This window comes from Cellvibrio sp. GW822-FHT04B05 (genome assembly GCF_058800985.1).
Map to the genome: position 1 here is coordinate 301,523 of NZ_JBXAMU010000001.1, position 17,807 is coordinate 319,329.

General features: G+C 46.9%; 4 protein-coding genes. All 4 read right to left on the reverse strand.

Going from position 1 to position 17,807, the window contains the following annotated elements; genetic code table 11:
* Nucleotide 1: 1 nt before the first annotated feature.
* The 4 genes from AC1RJL_RS01180 to AC1RJL_RS01195 are packed head-to-tail and all read right to left on the reverse strand — an operon-like array spanning nucleotide 2 to nucleotide 17,779.
* Complete coding sequence (locus tag AC1RJL_RS01180; protein ID WP_492910914.1) at nucleotides 2-1,159, reverse strand: MFS transporter; 1,158 nt, start codon at nucleotides 1,157-1,159, stop codon at nucleotides 2-4.
* Nucleotides 1,156-7,332 carry an amino acid adenylation domain-containing protein gene (locus AC1RJL_RS01185; protein ID WP_492910915.1) on the reverse strand — a complete coding sequence of 2,059 codons (6,177 nt, stop codon included), beginning with the start codon at nucleotides 7,330-7,332 and terminating at the stop codon, nucleotides 1,156-1,158. The genes AC1RJL_RS01180 and AC1RJL_RS01185 overlap by 4 nt, the downstream gene beginning before the upstream one ends.
* 52 nt (nucleotides 7,333-7,384) lie before the next feature.
* Nucleotides 7,385-15,343 carry a beta-ketoacyl synthase N-terminal-like domain-containing protein gene (locus AC1RJL_RS01190; protein WP_492910916.1) on the reverse strand — a complete coding sequence of 2,653 codons (7,959 nt, stop codon included), beginning with the start codon at nucleotides 15,341-15,343 and terminating at the stop codon, nucleotides 7,385-7,387.
* Between the two features lie 48 nt (nucleotides 15,344-15,391).
* Nucleotides 15,392-17,779 (reverse strand): efflux RND transporter permease subunit, encoded by a 2,388-nt coding sequence (locus tag AC1RJL_RS01195; protein WP_492910917.1) that lies wholly within the window; start codon nucleotides 17,777-17,779, stop codon nucleotides 15,392-15,394.
* Nucleotides 17,780-17,807 lie beyond the last annotated feature (28 nt).

Sequence of the window (17,807 nt, forward strand, 5' to 3'; positions counted from 1 at the left end):
GTTACTCCAACCTGGGTGCAAATCGCAATTGCTTTGATAGTAAATGCAACAAAAGGCTAATAAATAAAACGGCCGTCAAATTAAATAAATGTTCACTGCCAACAAATTTCATCACCAGGGAAGAAAGCCAGGGAGCGAGGGTAGTGCCTACGCCAAAGCAAAATGTAAATAGCATACTGCCAGCCGCCAAATCTGCAGCGGGCAATTTATTGCCAATGCTCGCCATAGCTAATGCATAAATGGGACCCAGGCTTGCTCCGGCCAATAGCGCGAGCGCAATAAGTAAGTGAGTGTTGGCTACTACAACCAATCCCATTGCCGATAAAACACCAATGAGTGAGCAAATCCCGAGCATTAAGTAATTACTGAATCGATCAGCAATATAAGCAACCGGTAAGGTTCCAAGAATACCGCCAATAACAAATGCGCTGAAAACAAAACTCATGACTTGCACCGAATAGCCCTTTTCCAGCATGTAAATCGGGAACAAGGTCATCAGTGTTGCCTCTGCAATTGCATAGGCGAATATTGCATGCAAGGGGATAGAAATTTGTTTGGCCAGTTGCCATTTCATCCGGCCGATGGTTATTCCTTTTACATCCTCAATGAAATACGTTAGCGGAATGCCTGATAAGACAATCAACCCGCCCACAATAAAAGTCACTTCAGGAGAAAAGCTATATAAAAAGGAACCTATTAATGGGCCAACGCCCAACCCAATACCAAAAGCCAGCGCATGTAATGAGGCGGTCACTGTGCGTTGCGTATCCGGTGCGTTTGCGAGCAAAAGGATTTGCCCGGATACCATATAAAAACCAACGCCCATTCCCATTAAGGCACGCAATGAATTCCAGGCAGTGTCCGATGTTGCATAAGGAAAACACATTGCGGTTATTGCTGTCAGGCAAAGCCCCATGAATGCAAGAAACAGGGGGCTTTTAAATTTGATCAACCATCGCGCTATGGGCGCTGCCAGTGTGATGCACAGAAAGAACAGGCTTGAATTAATGCCGATATCAAGCTCGCTCCACTGTGCATCCACCAATAACACCGAAATCATCGGATTGAATAAACCAATCGCAATACCCGCAATCGCTGATAAGCCATAGAGCGCTATCAACGAGTGCGAATGTCGCATTGGTTTATTCACGGAGTTCATACTGGCACACCCGGACGAAAATCACTGGTCATGGCTTTGACAATTTTCAATTTATCGGAGCCGTAGGCATACATATCTTGTTTGCCAAATACATTAATTGATTCGCCGGTAATTCCATCGGAATCTGTCGATGACAAAAACAAAACAACATTGGCAACGTGTTCCGTTGGCATGGATATGGAGCGGAACGCTTGCGGGGTCATGCGTGTATCCACAAATGCGGGGCAGATAATATTGACCTGGATGTTGTTCTGTTTTACTTCTTCTGCCAGTGCTTTGGTAAGGCCAAGCACGGCATGTTTACTGGCGGAGTAAGCGCTGAACAACGGGTAGCCAATCACACTCGCCACAGAACCAATATTGACGATTTTTCCGCTGCCGTTTTTTTGCATATGCGGCACCACATAACGGCAGCAATAAAAGGTAGACATCAAATTTATATCAACAACGTCCCGCCACTCTTTAGGGTCTGATTCTGACAGCATTGCTGAGCGATTTGCGCCGGCGTTATTAATAAGAATGTCAATTTTCCCAAACTGCGCCAAAACCTTATCGACCATGCGCTCAACCTCTTCCGCCTGGGTCACATCTGCACAAATGGATATTGCATCAGCACTTATATTCCTGACTTCCTGCAGTGCTTCGCCTAATTGCTGCGGTGAGCGGGAGACCAGCACCACTTTTGCCCCTTCACCGGCAAGGATGGCAGAAATCATGCGACCTATCCCGCGCCCGGCGCCGGTTACTATGGCAACCTTGCCAGACAGTTTTCCCGTTATTGGGCTGCGTAATGCAGGATTTTCCTGTATTACCGCTGGAGCTTTGGCAAGGAGTACGGGTGGTGTAGCGGCAGCAGGGATTGTTGCCATTGATATCATTTGGCGCAACGCTCCCAGGTATCGCTCACCCAATTGTCGGATAGTGTGTGCATGATGGATATTGCGTGAATACGAAAATTCAATTTTGAATTTCCCATCGTTCGCAATAAAAAATACTTCAATTTGTGCACTGCGTTTTTGTTCGGGTAGCGAGAAACGCTGATCCCAATTACTTTCATCAAATTCAAACACACGGCTTTGTGGTAAACGGCGATCGCCCAGGTAATTAGCGCGAATGGGGGTTAAACGGTCGTCCGGGTATGAACTGGATGGAAGGTTTTTCGCAACCAAATCATAACTAACGCCGTTCAGTGGTACCGTTTCAAATCCGTTGCGAATGCTGGCAATAATGGAGTTCCATTCCGATGCGGGATTTACAGTAATCGCCAGCGGATAATTAATCGCAAAATTGCCTACACAATCAAAGTAAGTATTGCCATTGCCCAAATCACGCCCGTGGGTCCGGTGGCTAATCACAACGTTGGTGTTGCCCGACCACTTTGCCAACTCGTAATAAAGCGGCGCCAGCAACAAGGTATAGAGCGAACAATTGTGCTGCTGGCGAAGGCTTTGTAATGCGTGTATATCAGCGGTATCGAGTTGGAAGCCCTCGCTGGCGGATGACGCTTCGCTATTATTACCTTGCTGCATATCTACCGGCACGCGGAACGCTGGCATGCTGGCAGGAAATTGCGTGGTCCAATAATCAATGTAATTCGCTTTGGCCTCGCGTGTTTGCAATTGCTCCAGCGAATTAAGGTAGGAAATAAACGAGTTTTTTTCTTCCTGCACCTGGCTCGCATCGCCTGACAGGCAATCGCTATACAGTTGCCATAAGGACTTAAACAATATGCCGTTGCCAAGCATGTCACTAATAATATGATGGCCAACGACACAAATATCGTAGCGCGATTCTGCTTCCTTAACGACAATGACATTCCACAATAATTTTTGTGAATTTAAATTCAACTCTTTTACACGCTGTACGATAAGCGATTTGATTTGTTCATCCCGTGCTGGTGCAGAAAGATGGCTGCCATCGTAATATTCTGCCTGAGGAAGAATGGCCGGTGCAGGGAAGTGTTGATGCCACTGGTCACCTTTGTGTGAAAAAACCGAGCGCAACGCAATATGTTTTTGGGTAAGAAGGTTTAACGCTTTGTTGAACGTGCTCATATCCAGCGTGTTTAAATAACGGAAGCGTGTAAAGCCTGCCCATAAATAAGGTTCATCAAAATAGCTGACTAGCCAATGTTGTGCCGGACTAAGTGGATAGGTGAGGGCACTGGTAACAGCGGCTTCTTCTGTTGGAATCACATTTTCGCGACTGTCCGATGTGACTGGGTGAGTTGTCTTGCCATATGCCGCCAGCGCTTTGCGATCCAATTTTCCGTTTTGATTTTTGGGTAAACTATCAAGCCATGAAAAACTGCGCGGAATCATGTAGTGCGGTAACTTTTCGGCGAGGAAAGTTTTTATTTCCGTATCGGTGATATTTTTTCCGGCGAGCCAGCACTCCAGTCGCAAATGGCCATCACCCTGGTCCTGGGCAAGGACCGCTGTTTCCCTGATCATGGGATGCTGCAATAACACCGCTTCAATTTCGCCCAGTTCAACCCGATAGCCGCGAATTTTTACCTGGCTATCGGCGCGACCGCGATAGTCATAACTGCCATCCGGTAATTGCGCAACCAAATCACCGGTTTTATAAATTCTGGTACTGGCCACATGGCTGAAGGGATTAATGCAAAATGCCTCATTGGTTTTTTCAACATCGTGCAAATAACCGATTGCCAATTGCATGCCGCCTATCCAAAGATGTCCCACTTCACCTTGCGGCACCGGTTTCATATCGTCATCCAACACCAACAAATAAACATTTGGCATTGCAAAACCTATGGGGATGCGTTTTTGGTTTAATGCTGGAATTGAATCAATTTGCCACGCAGTCACATCAATGGATGCTTCTGTAGGGCCGTAGAGGTTGGTTAATTTGGTGCCCATACCGAAGCGTGAGTACCAGCGTTGCACCAGGATGACTGGTAAGGCTTCACCGCTAAAAATAATATGGCGCAGGTCGGGATAAGCAGTGGTAATGGATTCAACAGCTTCCAGGAATTCGCCAAAAAGTGACGGCACGAAATGCATAATATTAATTCGCGTTTCGCGCAGCCACTGGGATAAAGCCCATGGATCGCGCAATAGCGCGGTAGATACCGGGCAAATAGTTCCACCGAATTGCAATGTCCAGAAAATTTCCCATACCGAAATGTCAAAGCATACCGATGTCTTTTGCGCGACCCGCTCACCCGGTTGTAGCGCAAACAATGCCTGGTGCCACTGATGGCGATTTATGTAACCACGGTGTGCCAACACAACGCCCTTGGGCGTGCCAGTCGAACCTGAGGTGTACAGCACCACCATCGGATCTTCCTGCTCACTTACAACGGGAACATCTTGTGTTGAACAAGCGTGTAACGCCTGGCTACCCATCACTCTGCAGCGGGTATTGAGTGTGGTTGGATTGTTGTCGGTTAATAAAATATTTTTTAGATGCGTGCTGGGTGCGGTGCATTCTTCAATTAACAATTTATGTGAAGCATCTGTAATTAATGTTGTGACGCGAGAGTGAACCAACATGTAGCTCAACCGCGCCGCAGGGTAGTCAGGATCCAAAGGAATATAGGCTGCACCCGCTTTAAGGATACCCAACAGCGATGTGATCATCGCTGGGCCACGTTGAAGCATGACTCCCACAAAATCACCCCGGCCTATGCCTTGCAAACGCAACCAGTGAGCGATTTGGTTTGATGCTTTGTGCAATTCACCATAAGTTATGCTGTTTTCCGGTGTGTAAATCGCAATCGCATCCGGTGTTTTTTTGCATTGGTTGATTATTTGTACATAAGGTATCGCTTCATCCGGTGTGATAGGGTTACCGGCATGGGCCGACCCGGTAAGGGATAACATATTGTCAAGCGTTCGTGACGCCAGCAACGCGCGCCGATCATAACTCCCATCGGACTGTGCAATCAGTCGCGAAATAATCCGGATCCTTTCCAGTGAATCCAGCCCTAACTCTGCTTCAAGGTCGCGGGTTAAATCCTGGTGGCCCAACTGACGGCCCATAACCTGGCTTGCGAGCGATAACAGCGCCGCGGCATCATCCATTGAATAATATTTTGCGGAAGTTATTTTGGTAATAGTATTGGCTTGGGCATTCGCTAGGGATTTCAGTTGCCGTAATAATTCATCTGCAACTGCAGTCACAAAATCTTGCGAGTAATGGTTTGCATCGTAATTGGTAGTCATTTCCAATCGACCGTGGAATACCTCAATCACGGTATCAAGCGTACCGGCGTTGGTAACGGTAGCGGCCTGGTAATCCATTAATTGCAGTGGGCCATAAACCTCTTTCAAATGTGTGTGGCCTATGTAGGGCAGGAATAAATTGGACTTCATTCCCATGCGAATTAAATTACCGTGGGATTCAGGAATGGCGCCATCTTTTAATTGCATCCGCTCCTTAATGGCTATGGCTGCTTGGCGGGTTTGGGCCCGGTCGCAACCGGATGCGATGCCATCCTCGATAGTAGTATTCACACGCCCAACAAGGTCAGCCCAGGTTTCTTCTGCGGTTGGCATGGCAAAATCCAGCGCAAGGTTTTGCGCAAAACATCCCACGATGCCAGTTGCATCCACATCACCGTATAAACGTCCGCTGGTTGGAATATTCAAAAAAATGGGCTGGTTGGTGTCCACGAATGCCGAGACGGTGCGCAAATAAGCACTCACCAAAAACGCATTCATGGACGCACGCAGTTCGCCGGTTAAGCGCAATAATTTTTCCGTCGTTTGTGCATCGAGCTGGAAGCGGTAATTGCGGCATTTTGCCCTGGCAGTAGCGCGTGCCGAACCTGAAGGGTTCCATACGAACGATTGTTTGCCCTGGCGGCGCAACATCGTATTGAGGGCCTCATCCTCTTCCAGGTTATGCCATTGATTGATGGTGCGCGCTAAATGCCGGTAGTCGTGAATGCTGGTCGCCGGCGCAAGTGCTGGTACAGTTCCCGTTGCATAGGCAGCATAAAGTTCGAGGAATTCGCGAATGACTTGTTGATTGCCCAACCCATCTGAAATTAAATGATGATTGGTAAAAAATATTTCATGCACTTCATTAGCTAACCTGCAAACAAAGAATGCGTGTAATAGCGATGAGTTCAAATCCCATTGGTGATTAATCCGGCGTTCTACTTCATCGGTGATTTCCTGGGCTTGCTGCGCGACGGAAAGAGTTGATAAATCCTTTACCGCTAGCTCAGGTGTGTTTACCGACGACGGAATCTCGTAACGATAATCTTTAAAACTGGTAGCGTGCGCGGGAATAATAAAATGACTGCGAAGCGCCGGATGGCGTTCCAGCAAGCTGCTCCAGCATCGGCGCACAACCGCCATATCCAATGCACCTTTTACCCGAACATGGCTGCATAAACTACAGGTTGATACTACCCAGTGAGATACCAGAAACACATATTGGGATGGAAGTATTTCCACCGGTTCTGTAGTGATATCCTTGGACGGTGGCGAGTGAAGTAAATGTTCAAACTTCACGGCAGCAGGAGCGCTATTGTTTGCCACAGTGCCTTCATCCTGGAATGGAGTTAGCAAGTCAACTATTTCGCGCAAACTTTGCAAGTGCATCATTTGATCGGCAGGTGTTTGGTTTAAAAATTTTTCCTGTTGTGTTGCGGGCACCAAACCTAACAGGGATTGACTCAACTCCACCATTTTTATGGAATCAATACCCAAATCACTTTCCAAAAATAAATCCAGCTCCAGATCTGCAGCTTCATGGCCGGTAATGTTACTGATCAGGTTGAAGAGTCTTTCCTCCAGCGCTGTTGAGGAAAGCTGTGTGGTGACAGGCGCAGCTGCATGGAAAGGAGCTGCTGGTACCAGTGTAATTTCAGGTATCACTGCCGGCGATGCAGCTTCTGTTGCTGATAACGAATGACTGGTGTTTTCTGCGAGCAGATACCGTGAAAACAGATCTTCTATCTCTGCAATACTTTGCAGATGCATAAGTTGGTCAAGTGGAACATTATCGGTAAATTGGTTTTTATATTCGTTGGGAACAATAGCAATCAGGCTTTGCACCAACTCCACCATTTTGATGGAATCTACACCTAAATCGCTTTCCAGGAACATATCCGATTCGATGTCATCTGGATGGTGACCAGTAATATTAGCTACGGCGTGACGAATATTTTTCTGGATCATGGCTACACTATTCATATTCTGTTTCCTTCGCAAATGGCGCGTTCCGGGCGGGATAATTTGCCGGCAGTTAATCGATTAAATCTTTCAGTTCCTGCTGCAACAAGTAGGATGCCCTGCTGCGTTCTTCTGCGGTCATAAAAGCACTCGCCAGCGGAATCAGTTGTTGCCCATCGAATGCTGGAGCCACAGGAATTAAGGTTTTGAGTGCACTGGTCTCAGCTACGGTAGCAATGGCAGGTGCTTTCGCAGCCCCTTGCTTGATGGCTAAGGGTTTAAAACGGTACGGTTTATTTTCAAACGGATAGGTTGGCAATATCACTTTACGCACACCGTTGGGAATCAGCGGTTTTGAATCAAAAGTCCCACCACCCAAATACAGTGAGCCAAACAATTGCAATAAGCTTTCTACCGCAGAAGAGGTTGAGCTAAGGGCAAGCCAGTTGGGATTATCGGTAACGGACAATTGCACAGCCAAATCCGCCGACCTGCCAAGATGCAGCAGCATGGCGTCGGTTTTTATAAAAGGCTGGATGTCCTGCGGAGTTAACGATCGCGGTGATTGTAAATAACCGATCAGTTGTAAGGCGACTTGTTCGGGTGCGCCCTGAATGGTTGTTCCGGACAAAATCAAGGGGCAGGGAATGCCGTCGGAATGATGATCTTCACCGGCAATTAAATCATGCAGGTCATGTTTACCAAGAGTTAGGCTCAGGAGCACTTCGATGGCTTGTTTTAATGACAGAATACCGGTGAGGCACGCGCCCGCCAGCACACCAATTCCTTCTGCAAAAATTCCAGCGGGAATAATATTGGCACTCGCAATAATCCGTCCCAGTGCGTATTGCACAGCAAATGCATAAATCAATTCATCCAGATGAGACTGATTCAGCAGATTGCTCCTTTGCATAACTTGAGAGTGATATTCCTTACACTCGTTACAAATTTGCTGGAACTGTGGGAAACGTTCAATCAGTTCATCAATCTCCAGGGCATTGAATGGATTTTTTCCATCCAGTACCCAATAGACGTCGGGAGAAAGTTTTGGATTGGTTTTGCGCGTTTGAATATTGTTTTGCGGTTGGCCGGACGCTAATGCTTCCAGTTTGTGGAGCAAATCATCACGGCTATCAACAATCAGTACCGATTTAAAAGCGAGCTCGCGCTGGCTGCCGTTCATGCTGATGCACACTTGCGTGTGGCTATAGTGCGCATTATCAACCAGGCATTGGCGTAAGCGTGCAGCAATTTGTTGCAATACATTTTGTGTGCGTCCACTCAACAATAATAATTGCTTTCCGTGGACTGCATTGCCTGGCTCGATAACGGGCGCTTCCTCCAGGATCATGTGACAGTTGGTGCCGCCAAAGCCGAAGGAATTAACGCCTGCGCGTAACGGTTGCTCACCCTGAGGTTGCCAGGATTGTGGACGGCCACTGATCACATGGAAAGGCGTCGCTGCAAAATTAATATGGGCATTGGCCTGTTCAAAATTTACCGTGTGCGGAATGGTGCGATTGCGCAACGCCAGTACAACTTTAATCAAGCTGGGGACGCTGGAACCAGACAGCATATGTCCGAAGGTGGATTTGAGCGAACCTATTGCACAGAATTGATTTTTTGCTGTGAACTTGCGATAGGCTTGTGTCATCCCTTCCAGTTCAACCGGATCACCTAATGGTGTGCCCGTTCCATGGCATTCCACGTAACTGATTTGCTCCGGTGAAATACCCGCATTGATGTACGCCTTGCATAAGGCATCGGCTTGACCACGCGGATTTGGTGCGGTTATGCCATTGGAATGGCCATCATTGTTGACAGCAGAGCCTTTAATGACTGCCATTATGCAATCACCATCTGCAACTGCCTCTTTTAATGGTTTTAACACAACAGCGGAAATGCCTTCACCCAACACCATCCCATTTGCTTTTTCGTCAAATGGGGAGCAGGTGCCGGTGGGGGAGAGTGCTCCAACACGGCTCAGGAAAACAAAAGGACTGTCATTGCCTGTTAAATATGCACCACCGGCAATGGCCATTTTAGATTCGCCGCGCCGCAAACTGTCACATGCTAAATGTACGGCAACCAATGAAGAGGAACACGCGGTATTAATAGTCATGTTGGGGCCGCGCAGATCCAGCCAATGGCTAACGCGTGCAGGAATTTCATTTAAACCGTTACCCGCTACTGCATCAGAAATTAATTCCGCCGGATTTATGACATCCCTGAGTGTTTCCAACAAATTAAATTGATCGCTCTGGCTGAGTGCGTTAAACCAGGGTGCTTCCTTAAAGCGATTGCAAAGCGCGTGGTAACGCTGGTGAAGAATAAAATGTTCACCGTAATGGTTTTGTTCGCAACCGACGTAAATGCCTATGTCGCGCGTACGGAACTCACCACCGTAACCCGATTGTTGTAATGCTTCAAATGCGACCTCGAGGAATAAACGTTGTTGCGGATCCATGACTTCCGCTTCGCGTGGCGAGATACCAAAAAACATTGGATCGAAGTCATAAGCGCGGTCAATAAACGCGCCCCATTTTGAATAGGAAGTGTGGTTTAGTTGCCCCTTGCCGAAATAATCATCCAGTGACCATTGTTCGGGATTCACCTCGCGTATTTGTGTCTTGCCTTCGATAAGAACTTTCCAAAACTCATCAATATTATTTGCCCCGGGTAAACGCAAACCAACACCTATAATGGCAATATCCTGATCGCGATAATGGGAACCAGCATCAACATCTTTTGTTGTGTTGCCGGTGTGCAAAGGTATGTCCAGCGCCGGTTTGGCTGTAATTGATTGTCCGTAACAGGTTTTCAAATAATCGGCCAATGCAGAAGGCGATTGGTATTCAAACAATAACGTGGGCGAAAGTTGTTCCTGCACCAGTTCAGCCAGCTCTTCTGACAAGCGCACTGCAGTGGCTGAATCCATCCCAAGGTCATTAAAGTTCTTAAATAGATCAAGCTGGTCAACCGGGATCGACAAATGGCGGGCGATCATTTCACTGACAATCCGGTTCCAGTTAAATGGAACCGGATTCACTTTAGCAAATGAATTCTGTGGTTGTGTACGGGTTGCTGTTTTTACAGTGATATTCTCATTAACAATATTTACCGGGGCAGGGGATACCGCTGGCTCCGCTTGAGCCGCACCGTGGCGATCATTCGTTGCAATACGATAAGTGTTATTGGTAAACGGATAGGTCGGCAAGCTGATTCTTTTCGGTAAAAAGTCAGCGTCAAATGCCTGCCAATCCCACTCAATCCCTTGGGTGAATAAACCTGCCATAGTGGCAAGTAAAGATTCCCAATCGCCACGTTTGCGATCAAGGCACGAAAATATTTTTATTTCCGGTCGATCCAAAAAGCTTTTGGTCAGGTTTGCCAGGACTTTATCCGGCCCGCATTCAATAAATGCGGTGATACCCATGTCGACGGCCAGGTTGATGCTTTGTTCAAAACAAACCGGCGCTGATACATGCTCTTTCCAATAACGCGCATCGGGTATTTGCTGGTCTATCCATTTACCACCCAGGTTGGAAATCAATGGAATTGTTGGTGCATTAAATTGAACGCTGTTTAAAACCTTTACAAATTCATCCAGCATTGGATCAAGCAAGGGAGTGTGGAACGCATGAGAAACCGGTAGGGGCTTGCAGACCTTGCCGGTCAATTGCAGCTGCTCTTGCAAAATCTTCAGCGCATCGGACTTGCCTGCAATAACTTGATATTTGCCGTTGTGCGCAGCGAACCACAACTGGTTTTCAAATGGTGTGAGCTTGGATGCAAGGGACTCCATCGAATCAAACACGGCCAGCATGCCGCCGCCTTCGGGCAGTTCGTACATCAATTTCCCGCGCGCGGCGACTATGCGTGCTGCATCACGCAAACTCATTACACCTGCCAGGCAAGCGGCAGCATATTCACCCACGCTGTGGCCGAGCATAGCGGTAGGCTTCAAACCCCATTCCAGTAACAATTTTCCTAACGAATAATCGATAGCAAAAATCAGCGGTTGTGTTAGCCAGGTTTGGGCCAGTAAATCGGCATCCTTGCTTTCATAAATGTAAGAAATGATAGAGGTATCCAAATGTTCGTTAAACGCAGCGGCACATTCATCCAATATTTTTTTGTATTGCGGCAAGGTTTCATAAAGTTGCCTTGCCATATTGATGTATTGCGCACCTTGTCCGGTGAACATAAGGGTATATTTGGGTGCAGATTGTACCAATGAGGAACCGGTCGTTCCCTTTAATTGTCCGATCGCGTCTTCAATATCTTCTACAACAAATGCAGTCCGGTGTGCGAAAGGATTGCTGCGGTTGTATTGCGAAAAACAAATATCGGTAAGGGAAACATTTTCCGCGTGCCTTAATAAATAATCAGCAAGGTTACCTGCGCGTTTAATCAATTCTTCCTGTGTGCGTGCGGAAACACACAGCAGATGTAGTGGCCTTTGCAGCCGCTCATTGGATGGAGTTGTATTAATCGCTTCCTCAACAACCATATGGCAATTGGTACCACCAAACCCGAATGAATTGATCGCACCACGGCGCGCTCCAGTCGCCGGCGCTTCCCATACTTTGGGTTCGGTGAGCAAGCGGAATGCAGTACCCGGTAAATTCAATTGCGGGTTGGGCGTTTTAATGTGCAAGCTGGGCGGCATTTTTTTATGTTTCAATGCCATGATCAATTTAATTAAACTCGCGACACCGGCTGCACTTAATAAATGTCCGATATTGGCTTTCACCGATCCAACCACGCAATTTGCAGCGGGAACATTTTTTTCCGCAAATACTTGTGAAAGCGACCTGATTTCACTTGGGTCGCCTATAACCGTCCCGGTACCGTGGGCTTCCAGATATTGAATGCTTTTCGCCGGTAATTTATCGTCGTGATAGACACTGGCAATGGCAACACGCTGTCCATCCGGATTGGGAGCCATCACTCCCAGGGATCGCCCATCATTGTTTACGAACGAGCGTTTGATAACAGCATGCACGAGGTCGCCATCTTTAATCGCACGGGACAAGGGTTTTAGCACGACTATTCCCAGCCCTTCACCGGGTACAAATCCATCGGCGGATTCATCAAATACTTTGCAGTGGCCAGTCGGGGAAAGGGCACCTGCCTTGGAAAATAAAATATAGGGCGTTGGCGTTATGTTAAGGTTGATGCCGCCTGCGATCGCCATTTCGCATTCGCCGCGCCGCAAGCTTTCACACGCAAGATGTATTGCAACCAACGAAGAAGAACAGGCTGTGTCTATGGTCAGGCTTGGGCCTTTTAAATTCAGGAAATGGGAAACCCGCGCCGCAATCATATTTAAAATATTATTAACTGCGGAATTGGTTTCTATCTCGACATCGCCAAAGCAGTTTTTCCATTCCCCTAACAGCGCCGCTTTTTGCGCTTCCGATAATTGCTCCAGGCTTGCAAAATGCTTGAGCCTTTCATAATCAACGCGATGGACCTGGTGTTCCATATAATTGTTGTGGCTTGCGCCGACAAACACACCGACATTGCGGCCATCAATCCGCGCTCCGGTGTAGCCCGCATTTTCCATCGCTTCCCAGGAGGCCTGCAGGAACAGGCGTTGCTGTGGATCAATGATCCGTGCTTCCTCTTCCGGGATATTGAAAAACCCCGGATCAAAATCGAATGCCTGTGCAACAAATCCACCCCAGCGGGAATTGGTTTTTCCTGGCGAAACCTTTGCACCCTTTTCAAAAAATAATTCTGTGTTCCAGCGATCTGCAGGAATATCTTTAATCGAATCGCGACCCTGTAGCAGGTTCTCCCAAAAATCCTCCGGGGAATTGGCATCCGGGAACCGGCACGCCATGCTGATGATGGCTATATCTTCGTCTTGATCAGTGACATTGGTGGAAATAGGCGTTTCTCCAACATCGGCATGATTATCCCTGGCCAGATGATTGAGAAGGTATGTTGCCATTTCACGAATATTTCGGCACTGCAACAAAAATTCGTGGTTCAAGCGTGTGGCAAATGTTTCTTCCAGCAATCCTAACAACTGGACCGCTTTAATAGATGTGCCACCCAGGCTCCTGAAATGATCATCCTGTGTAAAAGAAGTGCCGGGATAGCCAAGCACAGATGCCCAACAGGCATGCACCAACTCGCTAATTTCATCTGCGGTTTTGGTGCTGCTAACGGTATCTTGTAACCGTGCTGCGGAAGCTGGAGAAACCGAAAGAAACTCATCAACAAAAAAACAATGTTCTGTGGCAAATTCACCGGCGATAAATGCTTCACGCAATTGATAGCGCTGCAGCTTTCCGCTGGTCGTCCGCGGAATATTTTTTACGGTAACTATGCAATCCAGTGAAATGGAAAAGACATCATTAATGCCTTTCCAAACCTCAGCAAACAGATCGCGCAGTTTTTTACGATCGCCCGCACTTCCTTTGGTAATAGCAAACAGGACAATTTTTTCACGGTTTGATGCAGGGTCATGCCAACCGCACACTGCAATTTTGGTCGGTGTTAACCCTTGGTATTGCCCCGCATAAAATTCTATATCGTAAGCAAAATATTTTTGCCCATTAACAATAACAATATCCTTGGCCCTGCCGGTTACGCTTAAACGCTTGTTACGGATGAAACCCAAGTCACCGGTTTTTAACCATTTGCCATCGAAACATTCCCGGTTGGCTTCCTCATTATTGAAATAGCCGCGCGTGACATTATCGCCCGCAATTTGTATATGGCCCACCTGGCCTTCAGGCAACAGGTTGCCTTTTTCATCCACAATGCGGATTTCAATGGCGTTGACCGGGAATCCTTCGTCGACCACCAACATGCTGTCATCAGCAGATTCAGCGACATCTTCTATATATGACTCCGCTGCAATTCTGGAACGTAAAATGGAATGAACCAGGGGCTCTGAATCTGCCGGCGGAAAACTAACCGCAAGGCTCGCTTCAGCCATACCGTAGACAGGGTACATGGTGGAGGCCTTGAATCCGCAGGGCTTCAAGGTCTCGATAAATTCGCGCATCAAGGGTACAGAAATAGGTTCTGCGCCGTTATAGAGTTTGCGCAAGCAGGATAAATCCAGTTTTTCCAAATGCTTGCTAGTAATACGGTCCAACACCAGGCGATAACCAAAATTCGGTGCGCCTGTATGTGCTGCCTTGTGTTCAGCAATTTTCTCCAGCCACAGCAAGGGGCGCCTTACAAACGTTTGCGGTGTTAAATTAATTTGTGTGGTCACACATGCCATCGGAAACAGGTGGAGTCCGATTAATCCCATGTCATGGCTATAGGGCATCCATGAAATAAATTTTTCACCGCTTATCCAGCCACAACTGACCATCATGGCTTCTATATTGGTAATTAAATTTTTATGGGAAAGCGCAACGCCTTTGGGGGCTCCGGTACTGCCCGAGCTGTACTGAATCAACGCTATGTCATCACAATTGGTGGGAGAAAGTTGGACATTTTCCTGTTGTATATCCAGAGACTTTTCCAGCCATACGTCCAGCAGTGGTTCTTGCGTTAATGCCTTGAGATCCTCCAGTTTTTCGCAAAAAGTGCTGTCGGTAATGATGGCCGGACGCCCCAGTTGATTCCATGCCCCCATCAATTTGGTCAAGGTGGCATTGTCGCTGGTAAATGACATCGGATAAGCCATGGGAACCGGGATATAACCACCCAGGATGCATGCCCAGAAAGTCACCACAAAATCGGAACTTTCGTTAAATACGAGAATGACCGCCTGATTTATCGGAATATTTTTTTCACGTAGGCCGCCCAATCTTGCTTTGGCGACGTGAAACAGATCCCGATAGGAAACCGGATTTTCTGTACCGTCTGAATACACGAAAATAATTTTTTCGTCAGTGGTGATCGCTTTCAACAATATATCCGCGAGTGAACCTTGCGGGTTCAATATTCCCTTAAGTGGCTCACCAATAATGTGCGCCATCGCTGTAGAAGTCATTTCATTTTTACGCTTGCGAACATTTGTTGCTTTATTTCCGTTAACAGGTTTCTTTCCCATTTTTAAATAACCTTTGCAATTAATCGGGAGTAGCTCCGGGCAGTAACGCTAAATGGGCTCGGGGACCTTGTCGTTACTTATTTGCTGCACTACTGGCTGCTGTATCTCTCCATTTGTCGCTTCATTACTGTCTGTTTCCTTCTTTCCATCAAGCCAGGTGAGCATTGAAGGGGTAAGAGTCAGGTCTGCTACCAAAGCAATAAATATGATCATGCTGATTAAGAGACCGAAATAAAAATTGGGATTGAAATCCGCCATCATGAACACCATGAAGGAGCACATCAGCGTGATGGTGGTCATAGTTGCTGGTGCACCTATATGTTGAATAGTGTTGAGCGTTGCAGTTTTAGCAGGCTGGTTTTGCGCGCGGTATTTGTAATAGTGCGATAGCAAATGAACGGTATCATCCACGGCAATTCCCAAGCCCAGACAGGCGACCATCAAGGTTCCTACATCCAGCATAATGCCGGACAGCCCCATGAATCCCACCACAATAATTAATGGACCTACGTTGGCAAATACACTGACTACCCCGGCAGTTTTTGAACGGAACATCAACAGCAGTAGCGGAATGACAATGAGAATGTCGTAAATAATTGAACTGAGCATACTGTCAGTCAGGTTGTTGCCCATGTTGGTATAGAGCACATCGCGGCCCGTAAACTCAATTTTTGCGTGCGTTAAATTTGCAGCGGCCCATGTCGAAATGGAATCAATGATTTCACGGCTTTGCTTGGTAGAAACCAATGGCCTTACCACCGTAATTCGCGATGCGGAACTATCGACATTCATGCGGTCATTCAAGTCCTGTCCCACAGGTACCGACAAGGAATACAACAATAAATATTGCGCAATAGTTGCTGCATCTGTTGGTAAGATATGTTGTTGCGGATCATCACCATGCATGGACCTGTTGATGTTTTTTACAATGGTGGAAAGCGAATAGACACTTCTAAAATCGCCTGGCGATTCTTTTTCCAAATAGTGGGTTAATTTTCCCAGGTCTTGCATGTATTCCGCTGTCTTGATGGCATCCTCACCATTACCACGCACAACGATTTCATACACAGCACCACCGGATCCTTTTTGTTCCATAAAATTAATGGCATCGCGAAACCAATAGCCTTCTTTAAAATAGAGTGTCGGGTTGGAGTCTACTTTGACGCTGGGTATCAAGGTCGCTGCTGTAATAATAATGACCGACCAGGTCATAATGGTTGCTTTGGGACGCTCAATAGACCAGGCACCGATATTGCGCAATTTGGCAGACAATCCGATCATCGCAATGGGGGAGGCGCGCAATTTGGACGGGTAATAACTCAGGATGGCCGGTACGAGTGTGAGCGCCAGGAAAGTAAGGAAAATTGATCCTACACATGCCATAAAACCGAGCAGGGTAACAGGAACAATATTGCCGACCATAAAACTGCTGAAGCCCAATGCTGTTGCAAAATTGGTTAACAGTATGGGAACCATGTTGTCTTTGATGGCTTCTTCGGCTGCTTCTTTTGAGGTTAAGCCTGCTCGACGGCAATCGAAAAATGTCGAGAGCAGATGCATGACAGTTGCTACGGTAATACCTAACAACAATTGTGGAGATGATGCAGTTACTGCATCCAGTTTGAAGCCGAGGAAGCCGCTAACACCCATGGTTGAAGCAATGGTGAGGATCGCAACAAATAATGGAATAGCGACCGCCCAAAAAGAGAAAAACATCAGCGTCAGTATGCCGATCATCACCAATAACAAAATTGGCATTAATGTGCCCATATCGCCCTGGGCAACCTGATCAAATGCAACATCGGTAATCGGACCTCCGGCAATATGGTATTCATAGCCGGTAAGTGCTTTTTCTTCTGCAAGTATCTCCTGCATTTGTGCATAAACTGCAGCAGGTAACTCGGGATTAATGGCGTTAGGTGCAAATTTACCGCGAATCACACCGACCTTTTTATTGGTGCTGATAAGTGATCCCACAATCAACGGGTCAGAATCTATATAGCGATTAGCTTTCTCCATTACCTCAGGGGTAATCTCCTCATCAGCTGGAAACAGGTCGGTAATAGACAATCCATCCTCAGTTGCACGCACGGCCTGGTAATTAGAAATAGAATCAACCCTGATGACTCCACGAACCAGCCAGAGTTTTTCTGTTAATCGCTGTATGGACTCAATCGCTTCAGGGCGAAGAATACCTGCAGGATCTTCAAAGCCGACAACAAAATTGTCATCATTGCCGAACTCTTTCAGGAATTCTTCATGTTGGGCCAGATAGGGATCATCTTTTTCAAACCAGATTTTATAGTTAGTATCAAAGCTGATTTTTCCGGCATGATTTGAAATACCGAAAGTGATTAACAAGGTAACAATAATGACGACTATGCGATTTTTAATTATCCATTCCGCATAATTATCAATGAATTTATTTCTATTCATAATGGACCTATTTAATAATTTGATGTGT

Excerpts from the sequence above, each read along its gene's own strand:
- AC1RJL_RS01180 (WP_492910914.1), bottom strand. The coding sequence starts at position 1,159 with ATGAACTCCGTGAATAAACCAATGCGACATTCGCACTCGTTGATAGCG.
- AC1RJL_RS01185 (WP_492910915.1), bottom strand. The coding sequence starts at position 7,332 with ATGAATAGTGTAGCCATGATCCAGAAAAATATTCGTCACGCCGTAGCT.
- AC1RJL_RS01190 (WP_492910916.1), bottom strand. The coding sequence starts at position 15,343 with ATGGGAAAGAAACCTGTTAACGGAAATAAAGCAACAAATGTTCGCAAG.
- AC1RJL_RS01195 (WP_492910917.1), bottom strand. The coding sequence starts at position 17,779 with ATGAATAGAAATAAATTCATTGATAATTATGCGGAATGGATAATTAAA.